At 68.6% G+C, this 26,895-nt stretch carries 30 protein-coding genes and 1 tRNA gene; 16 read left to right on the forward strand and 15 right to left on the reverse strand.

Features of this window, described 5'->3' with window-relative positions:
- From nuoK to E0H75_RS09285, 4 genes are read left to right on the forward strand one after another with little or no spacing between them, the layout of a single operon-like run.
- Positions 1-354 (forward strand): NADH-quinone oxidoreductase subunit NuoK, encoded by a 354-nt coding sequence (nuoK, locus tag E0H75_RS09270; protein ID WP_131512752.1) that lies wholly within the window; start codon positions 1-3, stop codon positions 352-354.
- Positions 351-2,114, forward strand: coding sequence for an NADH-quinone oxidoreductase subunit 5 family protein (locus tag E0H75_RS09275; protein ID WP_131512753.1), 1,764 nt, complete (start codon positions 351-353; stop codon positions 2,112-2,114). The genes nuoK and E0H75_RS09275 overlap by 4 nt, the downstream gene beginning before the upstream one ends.
- On the forward strand, positions 2,111-3,640 hold the full coding sequence (locus E0H75_RS09280; protein ID WP_131512754.1) for a complex I subunit 4 family protein: 1,530 nt from the start codon (positions 2,111-2,113) through the stop codon (positions 3,638-3,640). The genes E0H75_RS09275 and E0H75_RS09280 overlap by 4 nt, the downstream gene beginning before the upstream one ends.
- Positions 3,637-5,088 carry an NADH-quinone oxidoreductase subunit N gene (locus tag E0H75_RS09285; RefSeq protein WP_131512755.1) on the forward strand — a complete coding sequence of 484 codons (1,452 nt, stop codon included), beginning with the start codon at positions 3,637-3,639 and terminating at the stop codon, positions 5,086-5,088. The genes E0H75_RS09280 and E0H75_RS09285 overlap by 4 nt, the downstream gene beginning before the upstream one ends.
- Positions 5,089-5,113: 25 nt before the next feature.
- Here the strand turns inward: E0H75_RS09285 and E0H75_RS09290 are convergent, their stop codons facing one another.
- Positions 5,114-5,965, reverse strand: coding sequence for an arylamine N-acetyltransferase family protein (locus E0H75_RS09290; RefSeq protein WP_165553530.1), 852 nt, complete (start codon positions 5,963-5,965; stop codon positions 5,114-5,116).
- An 18-nt stretch (positions 5,966-5,983) separates the two neighbouring features.
- Between E0H75_RS09290 and E0H75_RS09295 the strand changes: the two genes are divergently transcribed.
- Positions 5,984-6,541: a GNAT family N-acetyltransferase gene (locus tag E0H75_RS09295; protein ID WP_165553532.1), complete on the forward strand. Its 558-nt coding sequence runs from the start codon at positions 5,984-5,986 to the stop codon at positions 6,539-6,541.
- On the forward strand, positions 6,538-7,554 hold the full coding sequence (locus tag E0H75_RS09300; protein WP_131512758.1) for a lactonase family protein: 1,017 nt from the start codon (positions 6,538-6,540) through the stop codon (positions 7,552-7,554). Before E0H75_RS09295 ends, E0H75_RS09300 begins: the two co-directional genes overlap by 4 nt.
- A 15-nt stretch (positions 7,555-7,569) precedes the next feature.
- Here the strand turns inward: E0H75_RS09300 and E0H75_RS09305 are convergent, their stop codons facing one another.
- Together E0H75_RS09305 and E0H75_RS09310 are read right to left on the reverse strand one after the other, a co-directional pair.
- Entirely contained in the window at positions 7,570-8,172 is a 603-nt protein-coding gene (locus E0H75_RS09305) for a SecDF P1 head subdomain-containing protein (RefSeq protein ID WP_131512759.1), read from the reverse strand.
- A gap of 11 nt (positions 8,173-8,183) precedes the next feature.
- Positions 8,184-9,344 (reverse strand): MFS transporter, encoded by a 1,161-nt coding sequence (locus E0H75_RS09310; RefSeq protein ID WP_131512760.1) that lies wholly within the window; start codon positions 9,342-9,344, stop codon positions 8,184-8,186.
- Between the two features lie 117 nt (positions 9,345-9,461).
- Between E0H75_RS09310 and E0H75_RS09315 the strand changes: the two genes are divergently transcribed.
- The gene (locus E0H75_RS09315) at positions 9,462-10,976 is read left to right on the forward strand and encodes an HD domain-containing phosphohydrolase (RefSeq protein WP_131512761.1); all 1,515 of its coding nucleotides are present in this window, start codon (positions 9,462-9,464) and stop codon (positions 10,974-10,976) included.
- On the opposite strand, the gene E0H75_RS09320 is transcribed toward E0H75_RS09315, so the two are convergent.
- Positions 10,966-11,274, reverse strand: a complete 309-nt coding sequence (locus E0H75_RS09320; RefSeq protein ID WP_131512762.1) for a hypothetical protein — start codon at positions 11,272-11,274, stop codon at positions 10,966-10,968. The two genes, E0H75_RS09315 and E0H75_RS09320, sit on opposite strands and share 11 nt — an antisense overlap.
- A complete protein-coding gene (locus tag E0H75_RS09325; protein ID WP_202872873.1) occupies positions 11,271-12,134 on the reverse strand; it encodes a phytanoyl-CoA dioxygenase family protein in 864 nt (287 codons plus the stop codon). The genes E0H75_RS09320 and E0H75_RS09325 overlap by 4 nt, the downstream gene beginning before the upstream one ends.
- Positions 12,135-12,235: 101 nt before the next feature.
- On the opposite strand from E0H75_RS09325, the gene E0H75_RS09330 reads away from it, so the two are divergent.
- Complete coding sequence (locus E0H75_RS09330; protein WP_131512763.1) at positions 12,236-13,009, forward strand: helix-turn-helix domain-containing protein; 774 nt, start codon at positions 12,236-12,238, stop codon at positions 13,007-13,009.
- On the opposite strand, the gene E0H75_RS43985 is transcribed toward E0H75_RS09330, so the two are convergent.
- A complete protein-coding gene (locus E0H75_RS43985) occupies positions 13,006-13,758 on the reverse strand; it encodes a helix-turn-helix transcriptional regulator (protein WP_238162901.1) in 753 nt (250 codons plus the stop codon). The genes E0H75_RS09330 and E0H75_RS43985 overlap by 4 nt on opposite strands.
- Before the next feature lie 148 nt (positions 13,759-13,906).
- On the opposite strand from E0H75_RS43985, the gene E0H75_RS09340 reads away from it, so the two are divergent.
- Together E0H75_RS09340 and E0H75_RS09345 are read left to right on the forward strand one after the other, a co-directional pair.
- The gene (locus E0H75_RS09340) at positions 13,907-15,142 is read left to right on the forward strand and encodes a vanadium-dependent haloperoxidase (RefSeq protein ID WP_165553533.1); all 1,236 of its coding nucleotides are present in this window, start codon (positions 13,907-13,909) and stop codon (positions 15,140-15,142) included.
- Positions 15,143-15,199: 57 nt separating this feature from the next.
- Positions 15,200-15,934 carry a hypothetical protein gene (locus E0H75_RS09345; RefSeq protein ID WP_131512765.1) on the forward strand — a complete coding sequence of 245 codons (735 nt, stop codon included), beginning with the start codon at positions 15,200-15,202 and terminating at the stop codon, positions 15,932-15,934.
- Here the strand turns inward: E0H75_RS09345 and E0H75_RS09350 are convergent.
- Together E0H75_RS09350 and E0H75_RS09355 are read right to left on the reverse strand one after the other, a co-directional pair.
- Positions 15,931-16,866: a phosphotransferase enzyme family protein gene (locus E0H75_RS09350; protein ID WP_165553535.1), complete on the reverse strand. Its 936-nt coding sequence runs from the start codon at positions 16,864-16,866 to the stop codon at positions 15,931-15,933. The two genes, E0H75_RS09345 and E0H75_RS09350, sit on opposite strands and share 4 nt — an antisense overlap.
- An 87-nt stretch (positions 16,867-16,953) precedes the next feature.
- The gene (locus E0H75_RS09355; protein ID WP_131361200.1) at positions 16,954-17,445 is read right to left on the reverse strand and encodes a YajQ family cyclic di-GMP-binding protein; all 492 of its coding nucleotides are present in this window, start codon (positions 17,443-17,445) and stop codon (positions 16,954-16,956) included.
- Between the two features lie 82 nt (positions 17,446-17,527).
- On the opposite strand from E0H75_RS09355, the gene E0H75_RS09360 reads away from it, so the two are divergent.
- From E0H75_RS09360 to E0H75_RS09375, 4 genes are all read left to right on the forward strand, one after another.
- Positions 17,528-17,613 (forward strand) — tRNA-Tyr (locus E0H75_RS09360).
- A 105-nt stretch (positions 17,614-17,718) separates the two neighbouring features.
- Positions 17,719-18,462 (forward strand): phosphotransferase family protein, encoded by a 744-nt coding sequence (locus tag E0H75_RS09365; RefSeq protein ID WP_131512767.1) that lies wholly within the window; start codon positions 17,719-17,721, stop codon positions 18,460-18,462.
- A 96-nt stretch (positions 18,463-18,558) separates the two neighbouring features.
- Complete coding sequence (locus E0H75_RS09370; protein WP_131512768.1) at positions 18,559-19,662, forward strand: hypothetical protein; 1,104 nt, start codon at positions 18,559-18,561, stop codon at positions 19,660-19,662.
- Between the two features lie 19 nt (positions 19,663-19,681).
- A complete protein-coding gene (locus tag E0H75_RS09375; protein ID WP_131512769.1) occupies positions 19,682-20,203 on the forward strand; it encodes a YciI family protein in 522 nt (173 codons plus the stop codon).
- 2 nt (positions 20,204-20,205) lie between these two features.
- Here the strand turns inward: E0H75_RS09375 and E0H75_RS09380 are convergent, their stop codons facing one another.
- Positions 20,206-20,880, reverse strand: coding sequence for an alpha/beta fold hydrolase (locus tag E0H75_RS09380; protein WP_131512770.1), 675 nt, complete (start codon positions 20,878-20,880; stop codon positions 20,206-20,208).
- Positions 20,881-21,300 (reverse strand): MarR family winged helix-turn-helix transcriptional regulator, encoded by a 420-nt coding sequence (locus E0H75_RS09385; RefSeq protein WP_131512771.1) that lies wholly within the window; start codon positions 21,298-21,300, stop codon positions 20,881-20,883.
- Between the two features lie 92 nt (positions 21,301-21,392).
- Between E0H75_RS09385 and E0H75_RS09390 the strand changes: the two genes are divergently transcribed.
- On the forward strand, positions 21,393-22,280 hold the full coding sequence (locus E0H75_RS09390; protein WP_131512772.1) for an LLM class flavin-dependent oxidoreductase: 888 nt from the start codon (positions 21,393-21,395) through the stop codon (positions 22,278-22,280).
- A 3-nt stretch (positions 22,281-22,283) separates the two neighbouring features.
- Here E0H75_RS09390 and E0H75_RS09395 read toward each other — a convergent pair whose 3' ends face one another.
- Genes E0H75_RS09395 through E0H75_RS09405 form a run of 3 tightly spaced genes read right to left on the reverse strand, consistent with a single transcriptional unit; the run spans position 22,284 to position 24,434 of the window.
- Positions 22,284-23,168: an aldo/keto reductase gene (locus tag E0H75_RS09395; RefSeq protein WP_131512773.1), complete on the reverse strand. Its 885-nt coding sequence runs from the start codon at positions 23,166-23,168 to the stop codon at positions 22,284-22,286.
- The gene (locus tag E0H75_RS09400; protein WP_238162902.1) at positions 23,165-23,860 is read right to left on the reverse strand and encodes an RraA family protein; all 696 of its coding nucleotides are present in this window, start codon (positions 23,858-23,860) and stop codon (positions 23,165-23,167) included. Before E0H75_RS09400 ends, E0H75_RS09395 begins: the two co-directional genes overlap by 4 nt.
- 25 nt (positions 23,861-23,885) lie before the next feature.
- Entirely contained in the window at positions 23,886-24,434 is a 549-nt protein-coding gene (locus E0H75_RS09405; protein ID WP_131512775.1) for a P-loop nucleotide/nucleoside kinase family protein, read from the reverse strand.
- 137 nt (positions 24,435-24,571) lie between these two features.
- On the opposite strand from E0H75_RS09405, the gene E0H75_RS09410 reads away from it, so the two are divergent.
- Positions 24,572-25,744, forward strand: coding sequence for a helix-turn-helix domain-containing protein (locus E0H75_RS09410; RefSeq protein WP_131512776.1), 1,173 nt, complete (start codon positions 24,572-24,574; stop codon positions 25,742-25,744).
- On the opposite strand, the gene E0H75_RS09415 is transcribed toward E0H75_RS09410, so the two are convergent.
- Positions 25,687-26,460 (reverse strand): isocitrate lyase/PEP mutase family protein, encoded by a 774-nt coding sequence (locus E0H75_RS09415; protein WP_131512777.1) that lies wholly within the window; start codon positions 26,458-26,460, stop codon positions 25,687-25,689. The genes E0H75_RS09410 and E0H75_RS09415 overlap by 58 nt on opposite strands.
- Positions 26,457-26,753: a putative quinol monooxygenase gene (locus E0H75_RS09420; protein ID WP_165553537.1), complete on the reverse strand. Its 297-nt coding sequence runs from the start codon at positions 26,751-26,753 to the stop codon at positions 26,457-26,459. Before E0H75_RS09420 ends, E0H75_RS09415 begins: the two co-directional genes overlap by 4 nt.
- Positions 26,754-26,895: the final 142 nt, after the last annotated feature.

The raw sequence follows: 26,895 nt of genomic DNA on the forward strand, positions 1-26,895 counted from the left end.
GTGCCGCTGATCCTCCCGCTGCTGCTCGCCGTCGTCCTGTTCTGCATCGGGGTGTACGGCGTCCTGGCCCGGCGCAACGCGATCACCCTGCTGATGTCGTTCGAACTGATGCTCAACGCGGTGAACCTGAACCTCATCGCGTTCGATGCCTGGCGCGTCGACGGCCTGGCCACCGGCCAGACGCTGGCGGTCTTCGTGATCACGCTGGCCGCGGCCGAGATCGGCCTCGGGCTCGCGATCGTCCTGCTGCTGTTCCGCGGCCACGGCCACGTCGACGCCGACGCGGCCCGCGACCTGGCCGAGCAAGAGCGGCAGGAGACGCCGGAGCTGCAGGAGAAGGGTGCGGCGACGTGATCGCAACCGCCTGGCGGGTGGCCGGCGTCGGCTTCTCCCTGCTCGTCGTCCTCGCCGCGGGCCTGCTGTACGGCGTCTCGCCGGACCAAGCCGCGTTCCTCAACTCGTCCGTCGGCGACCTCACCATCGGCTTCGCGGTCCGCACCGATGACCTGACGGTGCTGATGCTCGCGGTCGTCGGTGTGATCGCGACCTGCGTCCAGGTCTACTCACTCGGCTACCTGCACCAACGCGCGGCGTCGTACCACGCGCTCGTCACGCTGTTCACCGCGGCGATGGTGACCGTCGTGATCTCGGACAGCCTGTTCTTCCTGCTGATCGGGTGGGAGGTGATGGGCGCCTGCTCGTACCTGCTGATCGGTCACTACTGGGAGCGTCGCGACGCCCGCTCCGGCGCGATCAAGGCGTTCCTGATGACCCGGCTCGGCGATGTCGGGTTCCTGTTCGGCATCTTCGTCCTCGGCCTCGGCGCCGGCACGTTCCGGATCTCCGAGCTCGACCCGGCGGCGATCTCGCCCGGCCTACTGACCGGCGGGACCCTGCTGCTCCTGGTCGGCGTGGTCGGCAAGTCGGCCCAGGTCCCGTTGCAGACCTGGCTCCCGGACGCGATGCCCGGCCCGAGTCCGGTCAGCGCGCTGATCCACGCGGCCACGATGGTTGCCGCCGGCGTCTTCCTGATCGCCCGTCTGTACGACGTGTTCTCCGCGTCCCAGACCACGATGACCGTGCTGGCTGTGGTGGCCTGCGTGACCATGCTGTTCGCCGCGCTGTGTGCGATGGCCGCGGTCGAAGTCAAGCGGGTGCTCGCCTGGTCGACCGTGAGCCAACTGGCGATCATGTTCTCGGCTCTGTCCCTGGGTACGACGGCCGGTCGGCATGCAGCGTTGTTCCACTTGGTCACGCACGCGGCGTTCAAGGGGTTGCTGTTCCTCTGCGCCGGTGTGCTGCTGCACCAGGTCGGCAGTGCGGCGTTCGTGGTGCTGCGGCGCTACACCCGGCGCGGCCGGCTGCGGAAGGCGCTGCGGGTCACGTTCGTGACGATGACGATCGGTCTCGCGTCCCTGGCCGGCGTGCCGGGGTTCGCCGGGTTCTTCTCCAAGGACACGGTGATCGAGGCGGCCTGGCATCACGCGCGGGACGGTTCGGTCGTTGGATGGATCGTGCTGGTATCGGTTTGTCTGACTGCGGCGTTCACCGCGTTCTACTGCATGCGGATGTGGCTGTGGGTGTTCTTCCGGACGCCCGCCCTCGCCGGGGCGCTCGGTGCCTTCGAGGACGAGAACGCGACGGCAGACCTCGACGAGCCCGATACGTCCAAGCTGCGCGACGCCCCGTGGGTGATGCTCGCGCCGTTGGTGCTGCTCGCGTTCGCCGCGATCGCGCTCGGGTACGTCGACGGCGTCCACCTGGACTGGGTCATCGCCTCGGTGTCGACCGTCCTCGTACTGCTTGGCGCGTTGCCGGCGTACTCCTTGTGGTCGCGGGGCGCGGATCCGCGGCCGGTCCTGCTCGAGCGTGAGTTCGGCGTCGGCACGGCGTACCACGTGATGTTCGTGGTGCCGGTGCAACTGCTGGCGAAGCTGACGGTCGCGGGGGATCGGGACGTGATCGGGGGCTACGTGCGGGGGGCCGGGCGCGCGGGAACGCTGGCGTCGCAGGGGTTCCGGAAGCTGCAGACCGGGAACGTGCAGACCTATCTGACCGCGGCTGTTGTCGGGGTGGTCGCGCTGGCGGTCCTCGCTGGGGTGATCGGCTCGTGAGCGCGATCCTGCTGGGGATCCTGGCCCTGCCCATCCTCGCCGCACTCGCGTTGTGGGCGATCCCGGCCTCGATCGGTGACCGGCTGGCGGCGATGTACGGCTCGGTGATCTCGGGGCTCGTACTGATCGGGTCGCTGCTGCTCTGGCCGCGCAGCGAAGGCTGGTTCGCGTACGTACCGTCGCAGGACCAGTTGCTGCGTGAGGGCAGCCGGCCGCTGCAGGCCGTGACGGACGTGCCCTGGATCCCTGCGCTCGGCGTGCGGTTCCACGTCGCGGTGGACTCGATCTCGATGCCGCTGATCGTGCTGACCGCGCTGCTCACCTTCGTGTGCTGCCTGTACTCGTTGAAGATCACGCCGCGGATCGGCCGGACCCGGTCGCTGATCGCGCTGCTGCTGGTGATCGAGGCCGGCGTGATCGGCGCCTTCTCGTCGATGGACCTGGTGCTGTTCTTCGTCTGCTTCGAGATCGTGCTGATCCCGATGTGGCTGGTCATCGACATCTGGGGCGACGACCACGACCCGGTCGGACGGAAGCGGGCGGCGAACACCTTCGTGCTGATGACGGTGCTCGGGTCGGCGCTGATGCTGCTCGGGTTCCTGCTGGTCTACCGGCAGGCTGGGACGTTCGACCTCGTCCAGTTGACCAACTCGCCGGTGCTCGGCGGACACGGTGTTCCGTTGGCCGCGGCGCTCCTGATCGCGGTCGGCCTGGCGGTGAAGGTGCCGCTGTGGCCGCTGCACATCTGGCTGCCGGACGCGCACGCGAAGGCGCCGACGGTCGGGTCGGTCCTGCTGGCGGGCGTGCTGCTGAAGCTGGGGACGTACGGCCTGATCCGGATCCTGGTCCCGGTCTTGCCGGACGCGACTGCGACGATGGCGCCGTACTTGGCCGGCTTCGCGACCGTGGCGATCATCGCCGGGTCGCTCGCGTGTCTGGCGCAGACCGACGTGAAGCGGCTGATCGCGTACTCGAGCGTCGGGCACATGGGGTTCATCGTGCTCGGCATCTCCACGCTGTCGCAGGCCGGTCTGCACGGCGCGCTGTTCGCGAACATCGCGCACGGGATCATCACCGGTCTGCTGTTCTTCCTGGCCGGCGCGATCAAGGACCGGCACGACACCAGCGATCTACGCACGATCGGGCGCGCCCTCTACGCTCGGTTGCCGCGGATCGGTGGGTTGCTGACCTTCGCCAGCCTGGCGTCGCTCGGGTTGCCCGGGCTGGCCGGGTTCTGGGGCGAGATGCTGGTCCTGCTCGGCGCCTACCGCCCGGCCGACTCGTTGCCTCGCACAACCTACTTGGTCTTCATGGTGATCGCCGGCCTGGGCACGGTGCTGACCGCGGCGTACTTCCTGCGGCTAGTGCGCAACCTGTGCCAGGGTGACCCGGCCGAGAATCCGGCGTCGGCGTTCGCGGTCGACCTGAGCCGGATCGAGCTGATCACGTGGGCGCCGCTGATCACGCTGACCGTGCTGCTCGGGGTCTGGCCCGGGCTCCTTCTGCACCAGTGGGGGACCCTGTGACCCTGACCTGGACCGATTGGCAGGCCATCGCCGTACCGCTCGTGCTCGCGGTCGGTGCGGTCGCCGTGCTGCTGATCGACAGCTTCTGGCGCAGCGCATCGGTGCAACTGCGGCACACGGTGGTCACGCTGCTGACCGTGGCCCTGATTCTGTTCGGGCTCGTGTTCGTCTGGGCTCAGCGGGACGACTTCAAGCCCGCGTTCTGCCGTCCCGCGGTGGAAGGGCCGGCCGAGTGCAGCCTGGTGTTCGAGCCGTTGACCGCCGGGTTGTGGGCGGTGTTGCTGATCGGCGCCCTCGGCGTCGTCGGATTGTCGGCGTACCGGTTGCTGTCGGCGGACGTCCCGGTCGGTGAGTACCACTTCCTGCTGCTCAGCGCGCTGGTTGGTGCGACTGTGCTGGCCGGTGCGCGGGATCTCGCGACGGTCGTGATCGGGCTCGAGGTCGTGTCGCTGCCGAGCTTCGCGATGGTCGCCCTGCGCCGGGATCGACGCGGGTCCGAGGGCGCGCTGAAGGCGTTCCTGGTCTCGGTGCTGTCCACCGCGGTGATGCTGTTCGGCATCTCCTACTTGTACGGCGTGACCGGCTCGCTGTACCTGTCCACCATCGCTAACCGGTTGAGCGGCCTCGATCCGGAGCTGCGCCGGGTCGCCTTCGCGGCCGGGCTGTTCGTGATCGTCGGGTTCGGGTTCAAGATCGCGGCCGTGCCGTTCCACGGCTGGTTGCCCGACACGTACGTCGGTGCGCCGGTCGAGGTGACCGCCTTCCTCGCAGTGGTGTCGAAGTCGGCCGGTGTCGCCGGTCTGCTCGTGCTGGTGACGTCCGGTGTCGCGCCGAGCGGCTCGGAACTGCGGACCGTGGTCGCGATCCTGGCCGCGCTGACGATGACGGTCGGCAACCTGGCCGCGCTGCGTCAGCAGGAGGCGGTGCGGCTGCTCGCGTGGTCGTCGATCGGTCAGGTCGGCTTCCTGCTCGCGCCGCTCGCGGTCGGTGATGCGCAGGCGGTGGTCGGGTATCTGGCGGCGTACGTGGTCGTCACGGTCGGCGCGTTCGGAGCTGTCGCGGTCGTCCAGCGGCACCGTCCGGGCGGGCTGCTGACCGACTACCGCGGTATGGTGCGCTCCGAGCCGGGCCTGGCCGGCGCGTTGATCTTCTTCCTGGTCGTGCTGGCGGGTCTGCCACCGGGTCTCGCCGGCCTGTTCACGAAGTTCGCCGCGTTCCAGGCGGTCATCGACGCGCACCTCGGCTGGCTCGCGATCGTGATGGCGATCAACGTGATGATCGGCCTGGCCGTCTACCTGCGCTGGGTCGCCGAACTCTTCCGCCTGCCCGCCGAGGATCCCTTCTCGGTCGACATCGAGTCCCCGGCCGTCGCCATGATCTCCCTGTGCGCCGCCACCGCCGCCGTCCTCTCCATCCTTCCCAGCACCCTGTTCTCCCTGGCCATCTGACCCCTTCCTGCCATCATCGTGATCGTCACGACGCGCGGGATTTCGCCAGGAAGTCCTCATACTGCGACCAGACCCGGCGCCAGAGTTGGTCACGGTCGGCCTGGGTGTAGTGGGGGAGCGGGAGGAGGAACACATCCGCCAGTACGGCGAAGTAGTCGGTCGGGTTCTCGATGATGGTGGTGTCGATCCTGTCGGGGTACGTCTCGGAGAAGCCGAGAGAGCGCAGTACGACGACTGACGACGGCTTGCGGCGGAACGCGGAGGCCAGCCGGCGGAACGCGGAGTCCGGGTTGGTCGACAGGTTCGCGTGCTGGGCGGCGAAGGCGTCCAGGCCGACCGTGGCGGACTCGAAGTCCATGCCGATCAGGTTGGCCCGCGGGTCGTGGTCCAGCCGCCAGCCATCGACCTTCTCGGACCGACGCAGCCGCAGCTGGAACGGCTCCTGATACGCGCTGCCCTCCTCCAGCGGCAGCGGATGCACCAGGGCCTCGCCGAGGCCGGCATCGGCCATCCAGACCTGGTCCGGATCCTCGACCAGTCCGCTCACCGTGAGCACCATGTGGCTGGCGTCGACGTCGCCCGCGCGGGTCGGAGTCTCCGCGCCGCCACGGTGCATCTGCACGCGGTAGCCGAGCTCGGTGAGCAGGAGGGCCAAGGTCCCGTTCAGCTGGAAGCAGTACCCACCGGTCTCCCGCGCGATGATCCGCTTCGCCGACTCCTCCGGCTCCAGCGGTCCACCCGGGGCGAGCTGGAACTGCACGGATTCGTACGGCACCTGGCCGACGAACGCCTCATGCAGGCGCGACAAACCCTCCAGCCGCGGCGGTCCGTCGTACTCGCTGAGTCCGATTCGCTGGAGGAACGCCTGGGTGTCCATCCGCATAGGCTAGGTCACGTGATCGACGTACTCGCCCCGGCCGAAGCCGTTGACGCCGCCCCCGAGCTGGCCGAGGTTTTCGTCTCCGCCTTCGGCGCACCGGGGTACGACGAGGACCGGGCCGACGCCGAGCGGTTCGCCACCGAGCAGCTTCCGGTGCACGCCGAACGGGACGATTTCAAACTCGTTGCCGCCCGCTCGGACGGCAGGATCGTCGGGTTCGCGTACGGGTTCACCGGGCAGCGCGGCCAGTGGTGGCCGGACCGGGTCGCGGCCGTGGTGCCGGCGGAGCTTGCAGAGGAGTGGATCGGCGGTCACTTCGAGGTCGTGGAGCTCGCCGTCGCAGTCGGGGCGCAGCGCCAAGGGCTCGGGACGGCCTTGATGGACGCGCTGATGACCGGTCTCCCGCATCGGAAGGCTCTCCTCTCGACGTACGTTGATGATCGCCCGGCGCCGCGGCTGTACCAGCGGATGGGCTGGCAGTTGCTCGTCCCCGATCTGGGCTGGGGGTCGGCGCTCTACGGATTGGACAGGACGATGCCGGCGGCAGCGGGACCTGGCAGGGTAGGGGCATGACTTCTGAGCGGATCTATGTCGGGAGCTACACCAGTCAGCCGGGCGGTGGGGACGGCATCGGGTTCGGGCCGCTGGAGGCGATCGCGCTCGCCGTGACGACCGCGGATCCGTCTTTCCTGGTCAGGTCCGCCGACGGCCGGTTCCTCTACGCGACCAGCGAAGGCGCGCAGGGTCACGTCAGCGCGTTCGCGATCCAGCCCGACGGTGGGCTCGAGTTGCGCAACGAGCAGCCGACCGAGGGCAAGGACCCCTGCCACCTGGAGATCGACCCGTCCGGGCGCTATCTGCTGACCGCCAACTACACCTCGGGCTCGCTCGCAATCCACCCGATCAATGCCGATGGCTCGCTTGGTACGGCGTCCCAGTTCCTGCAGCGTGAGGGCAGCGGGCCGAACAAGGAGCGCCAGGAGGGTCCGCATGCCCACCAGGTCGTGTTCGACCCGTCCGGGACGTACACGTTCGACGTTGACCTCGGTTCGGACACCGTCTACACGTCCACACTGACTGCGGACGGACAGCTGGAGGAGGTCGATCGGCTCCGCATCCGCCCGGGCGCCGGTCCGCGGCATCTGGTCTTCCACCCGCGCGCCGGGGCGGCGTACGTGATCAACGAGCTCGACTCGACGCTAACCGTCTGCAGCTACTCCGACGGCAAGTTGCAGATCGTGCAGACCGCGTCGACGCGGCCGGCTGACTCGCCGGGCGAGAACTTCCCGGCCGAGCTGCTGATCTCCGCCGACGGGCGCTTCCTGTACGGCTCGAACCGCGGCGACAACACCATCGCGGTGTTCGCGATCGCTACCGACGGGCTGTCGGTCGAGCTGGTGCAGACGATCGGGTCCGGCGGGGACTGGCCGCGACACCTTGCCTTCAGCAACGACGGGAGCCAGTTGTACGCCGCGAACGAGCAGTCGGACACGATCGCGACGTTCGCGATCGACGGCGACGGCAAGCTGACCGCCGACGGCCCCGGAATCAGCTGGCCGAAGCCGGTCTGCATCCTCCCGGTCTGACGCACTGCGGCCGGGTCAGCCGGTGATGTCGGCGGCTAGTTTCTCGGCGTCCTGCTGGGTGAAGTTGCCGGCGATCTGGACTTTGCCGGCGGTGATCGGCGCGCTGACGACCGGCGCGCTCACCACCTTGTCGCCGACCACGATCGCGAGCTGGTTGCGCGGCGGTTCGCCCGCAGCCAGCTTGGTCGTGAGCGCTCCGAACAGCTTGGCGCCCTCCGTATCCAAGGTCAGCTGGACGACCCAGTCCGGTCCGGGCTGGCCCTGGGCGGCCTCCACCTCGGACACCCGACTACCGTCGAGCTCGACCTTGCCAAGCGTGTAACGAGTCCCGTCCCCGCCGCAACGAGTGTCCTCCGCCTGCGGACCACTCGACTGCCCGTTGCACGCCTGCGGGTCAGCAGACAAAACCGACCGGAACTGCACCGAATCCGCAGCAGCCGGCTTACTCCCGGCGGCGGCCGTCGGCTTGTCATCACGTCCGCGCAGGAGCAGCGCCGTCGCAGTCGCCAGCACCGCGACCAGCACCAGACCGAGAACAGTCACCAGCACTACCGGCCCCCGGCTCCGCTTCGGTGGTACGCCGTACTGCGGCGGAGGGTAGGGAGTCTGCTGCGCCATGACACGCGATGCTACGGCTTCCGGGGCGCAACGACGGTGGCCAACGCAAGGCCCGCGCCGGCGAGAAGCGCCGCGGCCAGGAACCCGGTGCCGCGCCCGGACGCGGCGGCGACCAGCCCGAAGCTGGCCGGACCGAGTCCCGCGGCCAGGTCGATGCTCATGCTGACGGTCCCCATCACCGCGCCGTGTTCGACCGCCGGTGCTCGTTGCAGCGCGAGCATCATGATCGCAGGTGTGCCGAGCGCGACACCGACGCCCAGCAGCACCGTGCCACTGACCAGCCCGGGCACCGTTCGCCAGCCGCCCATGACCAGCAGCCCGATTGTGGCGCACAGCAACGAGATTCGGACGCTCCGGCGGGCACCCAACCGGTCGGGGATGCGAGCCCCGACGCTCCGGATCAGTACGACGATCCCGGCGAAGCCGCCGAGCAGGAAGCCGGCATTCGGCAGACCGAGGTCGAACGCGTAGAGCGGCACGAAGGCGAGGAACCCCGCCATCCCCCACACCAACGCGAGCGGCAGGAAGGCAGGTACGACGGGCGCCCGCGGGATGAGCCGGACAGCCTCGGCCCGTGTTCCAACAGTCGGCGCGCGAGTGTCGCCGACCCGCAGGGCGAGCAGTACGCCGACGCCGGCCGAGCCCGCCGCGACCATCCAGACCGTGGTGAATCCCGCAGTGTTGATGAGTACTTCACCGATCGCCGGGCCGATCGCGAGCCCGGCGTACAGGGAGAGGGAGAACAGGCTGATCGCCTCGCCGCGGCGTTCGGGCGGCGCCAGGTCACTCATCGCGGTGACGGCGCCGACGAAGAAGAAGGCGTCGCCGATGCCGGTGAGCAGCCGGAGCGCTGCGAGTGCGCCGAGCGAGTCGGTCACGCCGTACGCGGCGACCGAGCAGGCGAAGATGATGCCGCCGCCGACCATCGCGATCGACCGGCCGCGCCGATCCACCAGTCGTCCGGCCCAGGGACGCAGGACCAGGGCGGACAGGCTGAACGCCGCCACGACCAGGCCGACCGCGATGTTACCGCCGGTAAGTTCGCCGGCGACATACCGAGGCACGGCCGGCACGAGGATCCCTTCGGCGAGGAAGTAGGCCAGCCCGGCCGCGCCGAGGACGACGAACTGCGGGGTGACGAGTCGAGGGGCGGCGGAAGTCGCTGTACTCATGGCATCTCCTCCTGTCAGGCCCACAATGGGCCTGCGGGCTCCAGCGGAGCATCGGTAGATCTGCCCATCTCCGAGCGGATGGGGAGGTGTACTCCGAGGGGACCGGGGAGGTGCGCCATGGCGGAGGACGATCTGCGACTCGCTGAGCTCCTCTGCGCGCTGTCGGTCACTCTCGACCTCGCGATGGCGCAGGCCCCGGAGAAGTCGATCCGCAGTTGCCTGGTCGCCACCCGGCTTGCGGACAGGCTCGCCGTCGACGACCAGCGCACGGTCTACTACGCGACACTGCTGCGCCATCTCGGCTGCACTGCGACAACACATGAAGAGGCACACCGGATGGGTCCGCGCGCCGGTGAACTCCGTCCGCTCGCCGAGCGCACCGACGTCGCCAACCGCCGCGAGTCGCTCACAGTCCTTCGACAGATCGGCCAAGGCGCAGGCATCCGCCGCCTCCAGTACGTCGCCCGCACCCTCACCGCCGGGGAGGACGACATCCTGCTGGCGATCTGCGAGGTCGGCAGCATGCTCGCCGACCGCTTGGGGCTCGGCCCGTCCGTGGCCGAAGCGCTCTACCAGAACCTGGAACGCTGGGACGGCACCGGTACGCCGAGGGGACTGGCCGGCGCCGAGATCCACATCGCCACCCGGATCGCGGAGGTCGCGACCCAGGCCGTCATCTTCCACAGTCTGGGCGAGCCGGTCCAGGCAACGCTCACGCGGCGCCAGGGCACCTGGCTCGACCCGGAGGTGGTTGCCGCGTACGACGACTCCCTGCTGGCCGACCTCGCCGAGATCGACGTGTGGCAAGAGACTCTGGACACCGAGCCACGCCCCTGGTCACTCATCCGGCCGGACCGGCTGGACGACGTGGCCCGGACCTTCGCCTACTTCGTCGACCTCAAATCGCCGTACCTGTTCGGTCACTCGACCGGAGTGGCGACGCTGGCCGACGAGGCTGCGCGGCTGCTGCATCTGGACGACGCCGACCGGGCAACCCTGCGACGGGCAGCACTCCTGCACGACCTCGGGCGGGTCGCCGTACCGACGAGTGTCTGGGAGCGGCCTGGTGAGTTGCGCCGCGCCGACTGGGAGCAGGTGCGCCTGCACCCGTACCGGTCCGAGCGGATCCTCGCGCGCTCCGCAGTACTCGAGCCGGTCGCGGCACTGGCCGCTCTCCACCACGAGAGGATCGACGGCACCGGCTATCCACGCCAGGTCAAGGGCAGCGAGTTGTCGACAGCGGCGCGGATCCTCGCTGCGGCCGATTGCTATCAGGCACTGACCCAGGACCGGCCACACCGGGCCGCGCACTCACCGGAGAGAGCTGCGGAGATCGTCCTGGCCGAGGCAGCGGCCGGCAGGCTGGATGCCGACTGTGTGAAGGCCGTACTCGGAGCGGCCGGGCACCAGGTGCCCGGCCGCGTGAGCCGCCCGGCCGGCCTCACCGAGCGGGAGGTCGACGTACTGCGTCTGCTCGCACGTGGCTCGTCCAATGCAGAAATCGCGCGCGAGCTGGTGGTGTCACGCCGTACCGCTGAGCATCACGTCCAGCACATCTACGCCAAGCTCGGCGTGTCCACCCGAGCCGGTGCCGCGCTGTTCGCGATGCAGCACGGCCTGTTCACACCGTGACGAGCTTCTCGAAGAAGAACTCGTGCTTGAGGAACGAGACGTCGTACTCGTGTCCCGGGAACGGCGGCAGGAGCTGGGCCGCCTGGAAGAGACGCCAGCCGTCCTTCAGCGCGTCCAGACCGGTCGCGTACGGCGGGACGTCGCTGTCACCCGTGGTCGGGTGGGTCGCACCGGTTCCGTCGTACGTCGACCAGCCGACCACGCGGGCGTCCAGCGCGGAGGACGCCAGGTAGAGGACCAGGACCTGCTGGCGGACCGTCTGCTGACCGGTCTCGGCGGGGGCAGCGGTGGCGGTCATGCCATCTCCTTCTTCGTGGCGTGCGGGTTCAGGCTTCGCTGCGCGACCACCCGTTGCGGGCGGTTCGACACCCGCGTGACCCAGAACTCCGGGTCGAAAGTGTCGTCGCCGGTGAGCGCCTGCCACAGCTTGATCCGGTTGTACTTCTCCAGCCGGCCGGTGGCGTTCTCGTACCAGGGGAACGACTGGTCCAGCTCGCGCGCGACCTCGGGGTCGTACAGGTCCTCGAGGTTCCACAGCCGGACCTGACGGACGGTCGGGTTGAACCGGATCTTGAACATGTACCGGTCGATGGAGCTGTCGTTCTTGCGGCCGCCGTGCCAGATGCCGTGGTGCAGTAACTGCACTGTGCCGGCCGGGCAGACCAGGCGGGTCTGGCCGAGCAGGTTCTGGTAGCGGCCGGTGTCGGACTCGTTGGTCCGGCGCAGATGGCTGCCGGGCACGCTGAGCGTGCCGCCCATCTCCAGCGTCACGTCCTGCGGGTAGTACATCAGCTGGACGTCGAACGCGTCCGGGCGGACGTCGATGATCGCGTCACCGTGCAGGTTCTGCGCCTCACCCTCGTTCGCCTTGCGGATGTGTACGGCGTGGTGGTCGACGGTCGGCTCCGGCCCGACCAGGCTGTGGATCGCACCGGCGACCTCCGGCAGCTGCACCAGGCGCTGGACGAACTCGCTGTCCACGAACGCCTCCGACAGCGGGGTGCCGTACGGGACGCCGGGGATGCCGGCTTTCAGGACCTCGAGCGCCTGCTGGTTCATCTCGTCGGGAACGACGGCGTCCATCCGGAACGACCCGGTGGCCACGAAGTGCGCCATCTGAACCGAGGTGAGCAGGTTCTTCTGATGCGGGTGGGGCATGAGACTCCCTCTCGGGGGTAGTGGTAACTACTCCACCAGGTTAGATTCTTTCCACGTTGCAACGCGTTGGTTGTGTTCACCACTGGTGGTAATTTCTCACCATGATCGAGCTGCACCTGGCCGAGCCGCCGGAGGTGGTGAACGTCGGCGTCGGGATCCACGGGGTGCGCAGCCTGCGGGACGTGTTCCGGCTGCCGGACCTGTGGCAGTTGCATCTGTACTCGTACTCCGCCGATCTCACCGTCGCGGGTACGACGTACTCCGTGGCGCCCGGATACGTGTCGCTGACGCCGGCCGGGTCGCAGGTGCGGTTCGACTACCGGGGACGGTCCGAGCACCTGTACGCCCACTTCCGGCCGGTCGTGGCGGGCGAGCCGTCGTACCTCCCCGTCGTACAGGACGCGGGCGCCGCCGCGCCGATGCTGTCCGACCTGCTGCGCTGGGCCGTCGAGGCGTCGCCGTCAGGATCGTCGCGGACGACGGCCGAGGTGTGGACCGCGTTGTGGCGCATCGTCGACCTGACCGCTGCGACCACCGAGGGCGATTCCCGCCACCCGGCCGTCGCCACCGCCATCGCCTACATCGAGGCCAACCTCGCCCAGCCGCTCACAGTCCCCGCCCTCGCCCGCCTGGCCGGCGTCTCGCACAACCATCTGACGCGCCTGTTCCAGGCCGAGACCGGGCAGACCGTCATCGCCTACATCCGCCGCCGTCGGATGGGTCGCGCCCGACACCTTCTGGTCTCCTCGACCCTGTCGATCCCGGCCGTCGCTGCCTCGGTGGGCATCCCCGATCTCCAGGCTTTCAACAAGACGTGCCGCCGCGAACTCGGCGGCTCTCCTCGCACCGTGCGTACGGCGGGACCGACCGGCTAGGCGGAGTGGGTGCCGGGAAAGGCCGTCGCGACCGCCGCCGTCCGGCTGGTCACGCCGAGGCGCTCGTAGATGTTCTCCAGATGCTTGCGAACGGTGCCCTCGGCAACAAATAGCCGATGCGCGATCTGAGTGTTGCTGTGCCCGTCGGCGACCAGGCGGAGTAGCTGCAGCTGACGGCTGGTCAGGTCCGGTACGCCGGCCCGGCGGCGTTCGTGGGCGTGGCCGATCTCGACGATGTGCGGCCGGAGCATCGTGAGCAGCAGCCGTTCGCGTTCGGTGAAGTCGCGGCCGGAGGCGCGGAACAGCAGCAGTCGGCGGTCTTCCGCACCGCGGACGGGCAACGGGACGGTCATCTCATGGCGGATGCCGCAGAGGCGGAACCACTCGCCGACGATCGAGTTCCCCAGCTTGCGCCCGGGCAGGTAGTCCGAGACCTTCCAGACGGTGTCGTAGTCGCCGGTGCGCTGCGGCCGGCTGCACGCCTCGCCTTCCCAGTACGACCGCCAGAACAGATCCTCCCAGTCGTGGTCGAGCTCGACGGTGTCGCCGGTCGCCTCCTCGAGCCCGACGATCTCGCGTTCCAGCGGGCGGCTGCGCTGGAACGTGATGTCCTCGGCGGGGATCAGGTCGGTCAGTGCGCGCAGCAGACCGCGCGGGAAGTACTCCTCGGGGTCGGCCTCCCGACCTCGTTCGACGACGTCCAGCAGTTGGCGCAGGTCTCGTTCGGTGACGGTCAGCTGGCTCCCCATGACGTACCCCTCCCCTCCCGTCAGGCTAGGCCTGGTCCGGCGGTTTGCGAATACGTCGAACGTCGTATGGCCGCAGACGGTCCGGCGCGGTGATGGTGGCGGTGGTGGGGGCGGCGTCGTGTCGTTCCGTTGTTCGAGGGGGAACGTCATGAGGTCGCTGTCTCGTCCGGCCACGCTGTTGATCGTCGGGGCGCTGGCGCTCACCGGCGCGGGGTTGTCGCCGATGCCATCGGTGGCGTCTGCTTCAGCGAGCGCCTCGCCAGTGCTCGACTGGAGCCGGATTGCCACCCAGACGATCGTGGCCGGGCGGCCACCGGCCAGTTCGGAGGTGCTGCTGGGGATCGTGCACATCGCGATCGCCGACACCGTGGCCGGACTGGGACAAGGGCAGCCGTTCCGGTTCGCCGTACGACCAGATCGGAAGGCGTCTGCCGCGGCTGCGGTCGCCACCGCGACGTACGACGTACTCCGGGCTCGAGTGCCCGCGTCCGGGCTGGACGGGACGTACGCCGACTACCTGGCTGGTGTGCCGGACGGGGGCGCGAAGACTCGCGGGATCACGCTGGGCCGGACTGTGGCGGCCGCCGTACTCGCGTGGCGCGCGGGAGACGGTCTGGACAACACAGTGCCCTACAAGCAGCCCCCGCTAGGGCCGGGAGTGTGGGAGCCGACAGCTCCGACCCCTCCCGTCGACATCGTCCTCACGCAGGTCCGCCCGTTGGCTTTGCGCTACCGAGCGCAGTTCCGGCCCGGTGGTCCGGACCCTCTGACAGGCAAGCGCTACGCGCGTGACGTTGCCGAGGTGGCTTCACTCGGCCGCAAGGACAGTACGACGCGCACCGCCAAGCAGAGCGAGTCGGCGATGTTCTGGTCGGAGCAGACCGCTCAGCAGTGGAGCCGAGCCTTGCTACAGCTGGCAACTGATCGGCACCTCTCTCTGGGAGCCGCGGCGCAGATGCTCGCACTGGTGCACGTGTCTGCCGGTGACTCGGTGATCGCGTGCTGGGACGCCAAGTTCCACTACCTGTCCTGGCGACCGGTGCACGCCATCCAGCGCGCGGACACGGACGGCAACCCGCGTACGCAGGCTGACCCGACCTGGCAGTCCCTGCTGAACGTCAACCACCCCGAGTACCCGTCCGGGCATGCCTGCTTCACCGCCGGCGCGGCCGGTGCGCTGCGGGCGTTCTTCCACACCAGCAACCTGCGTGTGGTGATGAGCAGCGTGGTCACCAACACCACTCGCGTGTACCCGGACCTGTCCGCCGTACGCAGCGACGTACGCGAAGCCCGCATCGTCTCCGGACTGCACTTCCGCCACTCCATGAACGACGGCGACATCCTGGGCACCCAGGTCGCCAGGTGGATCGCTGCCCGGCACTGATGCGGTGGCCGGTCTAATGCGTGGTCGGTGCCCTGTCTGCGGTCTAGCGTTCTGCACATGTATGAGCTGATCCCGGTCGCCCAGGCACCGCAGTACGACGAGGAAGCCGAGCAGCGCTTCGCGGAGGAGTGGCCGGAGTTCATCTTCCACGACCTGGAGGTGCGCAAGTACATCGATCGGCGGCAGGAGTACTTCCCGGAGTGGGAGTTCTATCTGGTGTCCGACGACGAGCGGCTGATCGCGGGGTGCTGGGGTGTGCCGCTCGTGTGGGACGGGACCGTCGAGGGTCTTCCTGGTGGGTTCACGGATTCTCTGGTTCGCTCGGTGGTCGGGTACGAGGAGGGCGTCGTACCGAACACCTTCGTGCTGATGGCGGCCGCCGTACGCTCCGACGAACAGGGCCGCGGCCACGCCGGCCGGGTCATCACCTCCGTCCGCGACCGGGCGGTGGCCGGCGGCCTCGCCCAGGTGATCGCCCCGGTCCGCCCGACGCTGAAGTCGAGCTATCCACTGACCCCCATCGAAACCTTCATGACCTGGACCCGCGAAGACGGCCTCCCGCTGGACCCCTGGCTCCGCACCCACGTCCGCCTGGGCGCTCGCCTGCTGGCCCCCGCCACGGCATCCCAAACCATGACCGGCACCGTCGCCGACTGGGAGAAGTGGACCAAAATGCCCTTCCCCTCCTCAGGCACCTACACAATCCCCGCCGGCCTGACCACCCTCGACATCAACCACTCCACCGACCAGGGCCTCTACAAAGAACCCAACGTCTGGCTCCGCCACGCCTAGCTCATCGCGAGGGCGGCGAGGCCTTTGCTGAGGATGCCTTTGGTTACTTGGAGGGCGTAGGCGTTGTCGGGGCCGGTGATGGCTTGGTCGGCCCAGCCGAAGACGTCCTCGAAGGCTCGGACGTGGCGGTAGTAGCGGACCGCGTCGTCGTCGATGGTGTGTGGGCCATAGCCGGTGAGGAAGGCGTCGAGGTGTTCGGGGCGGGTGGGGCCGACGTCACCCATGCCGCCGAGCATGAACATCAGGTCCTGTTCACGCGGCGCGAGGATCACGTCGTCCCAGTCGATCAAGTGCAACTGATCGTCGACGAGAACGTTGCCGAGGTGCGGGTCGCCATGGCAGATCACCCGGGGACCAGCCGGCTCCGGCGGCCGCGCGGTCAGCAGGTGCGTGATCGTGTCCTCGTACTCCTTCCAGACCGCCCCCAACTCCTCCTCGACCTCGTTCTCCGGCGCCTGCGTGGCGAGCCGTGTCAGCAGCTTCTCGGCGATCGCCGGGACCCGCGCGTCGATGTGACTGTGCTTGGGCAACGCATCCCGCAGCCTGAGTGGCGGCTCCGAGTCATGCACCCGCCGGAGGAGAACGCCGTACGCCGTCCACTGCTCGGTGGTCAGCCCGATCTCGGCCGCGCGCACGCCGTTGATCCACGGCGTGATCGTGAGCCGCTTCTTGGCGTGCACGCTCCACAGGCCGCTGTCCGTCGTACGGATCATCTCCGGCACACCCGGCAGCCCGCTGTCCGCCAGGAACGCCGCCACCTGGTGGCCGGTGTTCGTGCCGGCGCCGCTCCACTTGACGGCGTACGTGTTGGTCGCCGTACTCGCCTTCCACACCTGCGCGGCGATGTCGGCCCCGTGGGCCACCGGTGAGAGTTCCACCACATCCAGCCCGAAGTCCTCGGCCAACCACCGCCGCATCAATGTGTCACCCACGCCCGCCAGCATGCCCGCCAACCACCCGCCCAAGCGACCCGATTACCAGGCATCCGCCTGCCCACGGGTACGACGTACGCGGAGATCTCAGCGGTAGTTGACGAACTGGACGGCGAAGTCGAGGTCCTGGCCCTTGATCAGCGCCTGGACCGACTGCAGGTCGTCGCGGCTCTTGCTGGAGACCCGCAGTTCCTCGCCCTGGATCTGCGCCTTGACGCCCTTCGGGCCCTCGTCGCGGATCAGCTTGGACAGCTTCTTCGCGTTCTCCTGAGTGATGCCGGCGCTGATCGAGGCGTTGATCTTGTAGATCTTCCCGGACAGCTTCGGCTCGTCGGTCTCGAGGCCCTTGAGCGAGATCTGCCGCTTGACGAGCTTGTCCTTGAACACGTCCAGTACGGCGTTCACCCGCTCCTCGGTGTTCGCCTGCATGTCGATCGCCTCACCGGACAACTTGATCCCAGCGTCCACGTTCTTGAAGTCGAACCGCTGGCTGATCTCCTTCGCCGCCTGGTTCACGGCGTTGTCCACCTCCTGACGGTCGACCTTGTTCACGATGTCGAAGGAGGACTCCGAAGCCATGGGCACATCCTTTCCGATTTGCTGTCAGGGGCACTGTCTGTTGTATCGTCTCCCACGCTGGTTCACGAACCGGCACCACCCTGGCGGGTTGCCCGAGCGGCCAAAGGGAGCAGACTGTAAATCTGTCGGCGTATGCCTACGCAGGTTCGAACCCTGCACCCGCCACCAGCACGAAAAACAGCCCCTGACCTGCGGAGACGTGGTCGGGGGCTGGTTCGTTGTGGGGCGGTAAATCTGGAGACTTTCGGGGGTCGGGTCGGGAGAATGGCCGGCGTGGATGAGGTTGAGGTTGTTGTTGCTCACAGTGAGCGGGCGACGCTGCGGGTGGGGGACGTGTTTCTGAAGGTTGATGGTGATCAGACGCGTCTGGACGTCGAGGTCGAGGCGATGGGGTTGGCGCCGGTTCCGACTCCGGAGGTGTTGTGGCGGAGGCCGCCTGTACTGGCGCTTGCAGCGGTCTCGGGGACGGCGCTCGGCGTTCTTGGGGAGCCGTCGAGTGCGTCGGCGGAGGCGTGGGCTGCGGCGGGTGCCGCCGTACGGACGTTGCACGACGCGTCGCTGCCGCCGTGGCGTAGTCAGGGCATCGACGAGATCGCGGCGCACCTCGACGGCGAATGCGAGTGGCTCGTCGCGAACGGCGTCCTGCCCGCCGACCTGGTCAGGCGGAACCGCGAGATTGCCGAGGTTGCGCTCCGGCCGTGGAAACCGGTGTTCACGCACGGGGACCTGCAGATCACCCACGTGTTCGTCGATGGTGACGAGGTCACGGGTGTGATCGACTGGTCCGAGGCGAGCCAGGGCGATGCGATGTTCGACCTCGCCATTCTGACGCTCGGGCACGAGGAGCGCCTTGCCGACCTCCTCGCCGGCTACGGCACCGACGTCGACCTCGACGTGATCCGCGCGTGGTGGTCGTTGCGAAGCCTGGGGGCGTCCCGCTGGCTGATCGAGCACGGCTTCGACCCAGCCTCGCCAGGCTGCGAGTTCGAGGTGCTCAGATCCCAGATGTCAGGCTGATGCCCGCCGCATACCCCGGCATGCCCGCGGGAATAGGGGTGGGTCAGGCTGGAGTTGGCTGTTACGTCGGAGTGTGAGCGCGAGAGAGAGCAGGCGATGAAGCCCACTGAGTTCGTGAAGGTGAACGGTCAGTTCTGGGGGGAGCACCTCAAGGGGGTGGGGGAGCATCTGGCCGGGAGTCACCGGAACGAGCTGCCGGGGCCGTTGCTGTTTCCGCGGATGATGGTACTGACGGAGACGCCGGACTGGAACATTCTCGAGCTGGTCGGGGTGAGCCGGGAGTACCGGTCGCTGGACGTACGGCGGCGGAAGGCGGCGAGCGTCGAGGAGTACTTCGGACTCGGCGACGGCGCGGCTGTGGTCGCATTGCCCGGCGAGAACCTGTTCAAGGACGCCACCGTCGCGACCGAGGTCGGCCGGCGGGAGCTGGTGGATCGGTTCCCGGGTGCGGACAAGATGCTCGGCAACGAGTTCGTCGGGCCGGGTGAGCAGCTCCTGCAGTTCGCGCCGGGCAACTACTCGCTGTTCGACCGGGTCCTGCTCGTGCACACCGTCGGCGCGTCGATCCGGGTCCACTGGACGTTCTTCGCGCTCGCGATCCACCGGTCCGAGCCGGCCGACAAGTATCTCGCCTTCCTGCGGAACTACGCGCAGGCCGCGGACCACCTCGACCCGATCGGCACCCTGAGCGTGCCGGTGGGCGATCTGGATCTGAAGGGTTCCCCGTTCGCCAGCACGTACCTCGGACACGGCCTGCCGGATTCGACCGTCGACCGGTTCCTCCAGGACAACGAGAGCATCCTGCTGTCGGCGTTCGACGCGACCCGGCTGATCCGCCGGCCGTTCCTCGAGCGGCAGGAGGACGGCGACGCGCTGCAGCCGGACTTCATCCTCGAGACCGCGGACGGCAACCACATCGTTGGCGACCTCGGCCTCCCGCTGCTGGAGGGCAAGAAGCACCACCGCACGACGTCGGTGCAGGACGGCGCGGCCGCCCTCGCCCGGTACGCGGACTACTTCACGTCCCCCGAGCACCGTGCCTTCGCGCAGACGAAGTACGGCGTCGAGATCAGCGACCCGCGCAAGCTGCTGGTGATCGGCACCCAGGACACGGTCAGCCCGGCCGACGTGACCGACGCCGCCATCGAGATCGTCGACTACGACTCCATCCTCCGACTCCACCTGGCCGCGAACTCCTGACCGGCTAGGGTCCGGTCCCGTGGAGTACTTCGTGTACGGACGGGACCGGGTCGGTGGGTACGACGTCAAGGTGAGCCTCAACGAGGAGCACTGGGCGTTCATGGATCGGTACGCCGAGGAGCTCGTCGCCCGTGGTCCGACGCTCACCGCGGACGGCGAGGAAACGACCGGCAGCCTGCACATCGTCGATCTCCCGGACGATGACGCCGTCAACACCTTCGCGTACGACGAGCCGTACTACCGCGCCGGTGCCTTCGACTCGATCCAGCTCCACCGTTTCCGCAAGCACGTCGGCACCACCATGTGGGACTTCGCGAACGCCGTCGAGGGCTACAACCGCTACCTCGTCATCACCCAGGACGAGCCGCAGCCGCTCACCTCACCGCACCTCATCATGTACGGCGACCTCCTCAGCCTCGACGCGGGCAAACACCTGGGCCGTGCCGCGCTCGTCGAAGCTCCCGAGCCACAAGCCGCCGCAGCGCTCGTCGAGGCACCCGACGCCGAAGTCCTCCCGTGGGAGTTCGGCGGCCGCCGCTGACCTCACCACCTGTCGGGCAGGTGATCCACCACCGCCTCGACGATCAGCCGGCCATCCGTCGTGTCCACGCCCAGCGAGGACGCCGCGTGGTCGAGTCCCTCGAACTCCAAACACACGTAGCCGATGCCGCGGAGCACCGGCTTCAGGCGTCGTACCCGGTTGATCGCCTTGTCCGCAGTCCCGGCGTACACGATCTTGGTGCCGTTGAAGCATCTGAGCTCGTGGTGCCAGTCGTGGGATCGGTACGCGCGCCAGAACTCCAACGCCGGCCGGCGTAGGCGAGGCTCCCGCTCCATCCGGCGCATGTCGCCGTCGGTCGGGAAGCCAATCGGCGCGACCCCGCCCATGACCAGACCCGCCGCGCGGCTCGTCGACCGCGCGACCATCGCCGCCATGCAGGCCGGCTGGGAGAACCCCCACACCGCGAACCGGTCGATGCCCTCGTGGTCGAGCACCGCCAGCACCTGCTCGCCGATGCTCCCGAAGTCGTACTCCGCCGGCCGCTCACTCGCGCCGAACCCGACCGGATGCACCTGCACCACCCGGAACCGGTCAGCGAGCCAGTCGGCCGGCCGAAAGTCCCGCGGCCGCCGGTTGTTCCGGATCAGTACGACGGCCGGCCCGTCACCACTGACCTCGTAGGCGATCCGAGCCCCAGCGCGGACGACCTCGGCCACTCAGGCCTCGGCGACGATCTTCTGGAGGGTTGTCGCGAGGGTACGACGGTCGGCCGCGGTCAGGCCCGTGGTCATCGCGTCGATGCGCTCGGTGAAGCCGTTGTGGGCGTCGTGCGCCAGCGCGAGGCCGGAAGTGGTCAGCTCGATCTGGCAGGCGCGACGGTCGGTGGGATTGGGGATCCGGCTGACCAGGTCGCGGCGTTCGAGGCGGTCGACCATGCTGGTCAGGCTGGAGCGTTCGATGCTGAGGATGCGGCTGAGCTCGGTCATCCCGAGCGGGCCGCCGAGCAGAACGCACAGCAGGTGCGCCTGCTGCGGGGTGAGGCCGAGCGGCCGGCTGGTCTCGGCGTACAGGTCCTGCAGCACGTGCATCGTCTGGACCAGCGCACCGGCCAGGTCCGCGTCGCGCGTTGTCGCCATGTCCTCATGGTAGTCCGGTCAGCAAACAGTTTGCAGACCTCATAGTTCGTAGCATTACTATTTAGGCCTACGAACTATAAGGAGACCTCATCATGACCCCCAAGTTCGGCTACGGCTCCCCGGCCGGCGTCCACGACGTGACCGCCCTGCTGCGCCTGGCCGCGCAGGCCGACCGGGACGGGCTGGATCATGTCTCGGTCTCGGACCACCCGTACGTCGCCGACCTCCTCGACGGCTACGCGACGATCGGCGTACTCCTCGGCCGCACCCAGCATCTGTCCGCGTTCGTCAACGTCACCAACCTCCCGCTACGCCCGGCCCCGGTGCTCGCGCGTACGGCGACCTCCCTGGCCGCACTGTCCGACGGGCGGTTCATCCTCGGCCTCGGTGCGGGCGGTGCGTGGGACCGGATCACCACGATGGGTGTACCGGGAATGCGCCCCGCCGAAGCGGTCGAAGCCTTCGAGGAGGCGATGCAACTCCTCCACGCGATGTCCGACGGCGGCCGACCCGCTCCGACCAAGCACTACCCGATCGGTCAGCTCGAGCCGGCCAACGTTCCCGCGCCGCTCATCTGGACCGGATCGAACGGCCCGAAGTCGCTCGCCGCGACAGGCCGGCAGGCGGACGGCTGGATCCCGGGCCGTGCCGCGGACTGGCTGAGCGACCGCTACCGCTGGTCCCGACCGATCATCGACGAGGCCGCGCTGTCGGTCGGCCGCAAGCCGTCCGACGTCGCCACGATCTACAACTTCCCTGGTGCGCTCACCGCCTTGCCGGCGCGCCGTACCCGCGATGACGAAGGCCGCTGGATCGGCGGTTCCCCCGCGCAGTGGATCGAGGAACTCGCCGGGGCGATCCTCGAGCACGGCGCTGCCGGGTTCACGTTGTTCCCGCGAGGCGTCGACGCCTATGACGTCCAGGTCGCGAGGTGGGCGCAGGAGGTAGTCCCTGCAGTCCGGGCTGCGATCAGCTCGTAAGCATCAGCCCAGCGTGGCCAGCTCCGCCGGCGACAACCGGATGGCGCCGGCGGCGACGTTCTCCTCGAGTTGGGCGGGATTGCCGGTGCCCGGGATCGCCAGGACGTTCGCACCTTGGTGCAGAGTCCATGCGAGGCGGATCTGTTGAGGTGAGACGCCGTGCTGGGCGGCGATCGCCTCGACAGCAGACGAGTCCTCGGGCGTCGCGTCGCTCTCACGCTTCGGGCCGGCGATCGCGAAGAACGGGACGTATGCGATGTCCCGCTCCGCGCACAGCCGGATCAGCGCGTCCTCTTCACGGCGCAGGTCGACGGCATAGCTGTTCTGCACGCACACCACCGGCGCGATCGCGAGCGCCTCGTCCAGGTGGTCGGCGCGCACGTTCGATATCCCGAGCTGCCGGATCAGCCCGGCGTCCCGCAGGTCCGCGAGCGCCCCGAACCGCTCGGCGATCGAGTCGGCGCCCGGCTTCTTCATGATGCGCAGGTTCACCACGTCGAGGTGGTCGAGACCGAGCTGGCGCAGGTTCGTCTCGACCTGCGTCCGCAACTCGGCCGCGGTCGTCGCGTGGTAGAAACCACGCTCAGGGTCCTCGCCCGGCCCGACCTTGGTCGTGATCACGAGCTCATCGGGGTACGGCGCCAACGCCTCACGGATCCGCTCGTTGGCATAGCGCACTTCGCCGTCGCCGACCCTCAGCGTCCCGCCCGGCGAACGGTAGAACGCAGCCGTGTCGATGTGGTTGACGCCGAGCTCGACCGCCCGTCGCAGGACCCGGATCGCCACGTGACGATCGGGGTTCGGGGTGATCCGCATGGCGCCGAAGCCCATCCGGTTGACGGTGACGTCGCCCAGCTTCCACGTGCCTGCGGCATCCGCGGTACTCATTCCTCGATCGCTCCTCGAACTGCGCGTAGATGTTGCCGGAAAGTCAGTGAAGGATCAGCCGCCCGCGCCGTCAGGTACTCCGCGAACCGCACCTGCTCCCGCAACGACCGTCCGGCCCGGATCTCGGCCGCTTGCCGATGCTCGGTATCGCGTATCGACTCGGCCAGCCCGGTCACCTCGTCGACCCGATCGGCCGGCACGAAGACCACACCGTCCTCATCACCCAGTACGACGTCGTCCCGGTTCACCGACCAGTCACCGATAGTTGCCGTGGACAACGCATCGTCGGGTTGCGGATCGAGCCGCAACGGCCCGGTCGGCATCGCGCCGAGACTGAACACCGGCAGTCCGATCGCCGTGATGTCGACCGTGTCGCGATGCAGTCCCCAGATCACGATCCCGGCGAGTCCGGCGGCCTTGGCCTCGAGCGCGACCAGGTCGCCCACGCACGCCTCGTCCCGCCGTCCGCCGTTGTCCACAACCAGTACGTCGCCGTCCTCGGCCGACTCCAACGCCTCCAAGAAGACGTCGACACTGCCCACGTGCTGCGCCGGCAACACGCGCCCAGCCACTCGGCCTCCGACCACAGCCGTCAGCGACGCGGTCCGCACCGGCACGCCGGCCCGAAGACACGCGTCCGCGACATGCGCTGTCGTCAACCCTTCGAACAGCATCCCCCAGGCCCCTCTCAATCGACTCCCTGAAGACCTTAGCTCGTCACTCGGACAAGAACGCGATGATCTTCGAGAGCGACGGATTGTAGGTCTCGCTCGAGGTGTCGACCGTCAGCGCCGGAACGGGCAGATCGACCGCCTGGAAGGCGTTGTGGGTCCGCAGTCGCGCGTCCGCGCTGATCTGCGCGTCCTCGTGTGCGGTCCGTTTCGGGTCGGTCGCCGTACGCGCGGTGATGCGGGCCAGCGCGACGTCGGCGGGGACCGTGCAGTGGATGATCCGAAGGTCGGCGCGGTTGAGCAGCGGGCTCAGGCCGGGACTCCAGATCCGGTCCTGGAACGCGGCTTCGGCGACGATCGTCGTACCGCGGCCGACCAGCAGCCCGATCACGTCGAAGAAGGTGGACAGCGTCCGCATCGTCAGTGGATCACCGGGACCGGGTACGAACCCGGGCGTCGCGTGCGCCATTCCCTCCTTGATCTCGTCCCGGCAGATCGCCGGGCACCCGATCGCGGCGGCCACCCGGTGCGCCAGCGTCGTCTTCCCGGTCCCTGGCGGGCCACTGACCACTACGACAAGAGGTTTGGACTGCACCGCCGCACCCTAGCCACCCCCGCCCTCCGCTCGCACCAGGATTCCAGCAGACGTCACCGAAAAGTGTCCGTGGAGACAGCTAGCGTGACGTCCGGATGTGGCCAGACCGTCGGTGGGCAGGGGGTGACAGTGGACGGATGACGACCTATTCCGCGGTCCGTACGACGGGCATCTACTGCCGGCCCGGATGCAGGGCGAAACCGCTGGCGGAGAACGTCCGGACCTTCGAGCTCGCGGCGGCCGCGGAGGCGGCCGGATACCGCGCCTGCCTGCGCTGCCGGCCGTACCGGGTCGCGGGGACTGTGCCGGACGAGGCGCCCGAGCTCGTCTGTCGCGCCGTTCAGCTGATCATCGCCGGCGTGCTCGACGAGTCCGGCGAGGCGGCGCTCGGCGCGAGGCTCGGGCTGTCAGCTCGCCACCTGCGTAGGTTGTTCCACGAGCACCTCGGCGTCACACCGGACCAGTTCGCCCGCTCGAGACGGGCACATTTCGCGCGCAGACTCCTCGATGACAGTGATCTCTCCATCGCGGACATCGCGTTCGCATCCGGTTTCGGGAGTCTGCGGCAGTTCAACCGGGCGATGCATGAGATCTTCCGGGCTTCCCCGCGCGAGCTCCGCGACCGTCGGCGCCGCACGGACCGCCTGGTCGCCGATGGTGGCCTGATACTCCGGCTGCCGTTCACCACGCCGTACGACTGGGAGGCGATGAGCGCGTTCCTCGCGTCGCAGGCGATCCCTGGCGTCGAGTCGGTCGAGGATGGTGTCTACCGCCGGACCATCACGCTCGACGGCGATCCGGGTCTGCTCGAGATCGGTTCAGGCGGTCCCGATCACCTGCTACTGCACGCACATCTCCCGTACTGGGAAGGTGTCATCCACGTTGTCGAACGAGCCGCGCGACTCGTCGCCGTCGAATCCAATCCAGATGTCCGCATGCCCGGCGCGTGGGGCCCGTTCGAGGTCGCGGTCCAGGCGGTCGTCCGCGACCAGCTTCCGCCCGAGGATGCGTACGACGTACTGCGCAAGCTCGTCGAGGTGTACGGCGTTCCGGTCGCGGGGCTCGGCCACGGACTCACGCACGCATTCCCGGGTCCTGAGGCGCTGACCGAGGCCGAGCTCGTCGGGCCTTTGGCGCAAGCTGTTGCTTCGGGCCACGTCGTGCTCGACCACGACGCCGGGATCGGCTCCTTGGAGACCGTGCCCGGCGTCAGCGCCAACGCAGCTCGCCAGATCGCGATGCGGCTCGACGGTCAGCGGAGCAAAGAGTTGAGTTTGCCGAACTCGGCTGCAGTGGACAGGGCCTCGTAGGTACCGCTCGTGAGCAGTTCCTTCGCCGCGGCGGTCGCCAACCCGTAGGCACCGGCGGTGATCGCCGGCCCGACACTGATCCGCGTCACCCCAAGTGCGGTGAGCTCGGCAACCGTCGGTGCACCCGGACCGACCATCACGTTCAGCGGCAGCGGCGACGCGGCCACCAGCTCGCGAATGGCCGGAGCATCAACGACACCTGGGACGAACAGCACATCGGCGCCGGCTTCGGCGTACAGCTTGGCGCGTTCGATCGTGCCGCTCCCGTCGCCGAACAGATAGGTGTCGGTCCGCGCGTTGATGACGAGCTCGGGGTCAGTGGCCCGAGCGGCAGCGATCCGCTCGGCGTGCAAGGCCGGAGCGATCAGCGAGCCACCGGAGCTGTCTTCGAGGTTGATGCCAACAGCCCCGGCTTCGATGACTTCGGCAACCGTTGCCTCGACATCGCCGTAGCCGGACTCGACGTCCGCAGTCACCGGCACCGACACCGCCGCGACGATCGCGCGGAGCGCCGCGATCGCCGCCGTACGATCCAACCCGCCGGCATCGGTGACCCCAGCCGCCCACGAGACACCCGCGCTCGTGGTCGCGATCGCGGCAGCACCCGCCGCCTCGATCGCCCGCGCCGAACCAGCATCCCAGGCATTCGGCAACACCAACGGCGGCCGCTCGTGCAAGGCGCGCAACCGCCGCGCCAACTCGCCCTGGCTGCTCACAAGCTCACCACCAGTTCATGATCGATCTCGACGAACTCCACGATCAGCCCGGCGAACTTCCCCGCGATCAACTCCCGGTACGCCGCCGACCCGGTGTGCGCGTCGTATGCCGCCTGATCCGCGAAGTGCTCCACGAAGAGCAGGTAGTCCGGGTTCGCCGGATCGCGATAGACGCGGAACGACAACGTCCCCTCCTCGGCCCCCGGCCCCACCGGCGCGAACTCCCGCACCAGCTCCTCGGCCACCGCCTGATTGCCATCCCTCAACTTGATCGGAAACACCTTGGCCAGCACTTGATTCCTCCTGACTCCGACTGAACGACTCAAGCGTCGCCCCCCTGCCACCTCCCGGTCTGGCCATATTCGGCCATCTACATGCATCCAATATTCGAGACGATATGTCTCACGACACAAGATTTTGGGTTAGCGTGAGAAT

The sequence above is a fragment of the Kribbella capetownensis genome, assembly GCF_004331485.1.
Taxonomy (GTDB): domain Bacteria; phylum Actinomycetota; class Actinomycetes; order Propionibacteriales; family Kribbellaceae; genus Kribbella; species Kribbella capetownensis.

Excerpts from the sequence above, each read along its gene's own strand:
- E0H75_RS09290 (WP_165553530.1), bottom strand. The coding sequence starts at position 5,965 with ATGGACACCCAGGCGTTCCTCCAGCGAATCGGACTCAGCGAGTACGAC.
- E0H75_RS09300 (WP_131512758.1), top strand. The coding sequence starts at position 6,538 with ATGACTTCTGAGCGGATCTATGTCGGGAGCTACACCAGTCAGCCGGGC.
- E0H75_RS09305 (WP_131512759.1), bottom strand. The coding sequence starts at position 8,172 with ATGGCGCAGCAGACTCCCTACCCTCCGCCGCAGTACGGCGTACCACCG.
- E0H75_RS09310 (WP_131512760.1), bottom strand. The coding sequence starts at position 9,344 with ATGAGTACAGCGACTTCCGCCGCCCCTCGACTCGTCACCCCGCAGTTC.
- E0H75_RS09315 (WP_131512761.1), top strand. The coding sequence starts at position 9,462 with ATGGCGGAGGACGATCTGCGACTCGCTGAGCTCCTCTGCGCGCTGTCG.
- E0H75_RS09320 (WP_131512762.1), bottom strand. The coding sequence starts at position 11,274 with ATGACCGCCACCGCTGCCCCCGCCGAGACCGGTCAGCAGACGGTCCGC.
- E0H75_RS09325 (WP_202872873.1), bottom strand. The coding sequence starts at position 12,134 with ATGCCCCACCCGCATCAGAAGAACCTGCTCACCTCGGTTCAGATGGCG.
- E0H75_RS09330 (WP_131512763.1), top strand. The coding sequence starts at position 12,236 with ATGATCGAGCTGCACCTGGCCGAGCCGCCGGAGGTGGTGAACGTCGGC.
- E0H75_RS43985 (WP_238162901.1), bottom strand. The coding sequence starts at position 13,758 with ATGGGGAGCCAGCTGACCGTCACCGAACGAGACCTGCGCCAACTGCTG.
- E0H75_RS09340 (WP_165553533.1), top strand. The coding sequence starts at position 13,907 with ATGAGGTCGCTGTCTCGTCCGGCCACGCTGTTGATCGTCGGGGCGCTG.
- E0H75_RS09345 (WP_131512765.1), top strand. The coding sequence starts at position 15,200 with ATGTATGAGCTGATCCCGGTCGCCCAGGCACCGCAGTACGACGAGGAA.
- E0H75_RS09355 (WP_131361200.1), bottom strand. The coding sequence starts at position 17,445 with ATGGCTTCGGAGTCCTCCTTCGACATCGTGAACAAGGTCGACCGTCAG.
- E0H75_RS09370 (WP_131512768.1), top strand. The coding sequence starts at position 18,559 with ATGAAGCCCACTGAGTTCGTGAAGGTGAACGGTCAGTTCTGGGGGGAG.
- E0H75_RS09385 (WP_131512771.1), bottom strand. The coding sequence starts at position 21,300 with ATGGCGACAACGCGCGACGCGGACCTGGCCGGTGCGCTGGTCCAGACG.
- E0H75_RS09390 (WP_131512772.1), top strand. The coding sequence starts at position 21,393 with ATGACCCCCAAGTTCGGCTACGGCTCCCCGGCCGGCGTCCACGACGTG.
- E0H75_RS09395 (WP_131512773.1), bottom strand. The coding sequence starts at position 23,168 with ATGAGTACCGCGGATGCCGCAGGCACGTGGAAGCTGGGCGACGTCACC.
- E0H75_RS09410 (WP_131512776.1), top strand. The coding sequence starts at position 24,572 with ATGACGACCTATTCCGCGGTCCGTACGACGGGCATCTACTGCCGGCCC.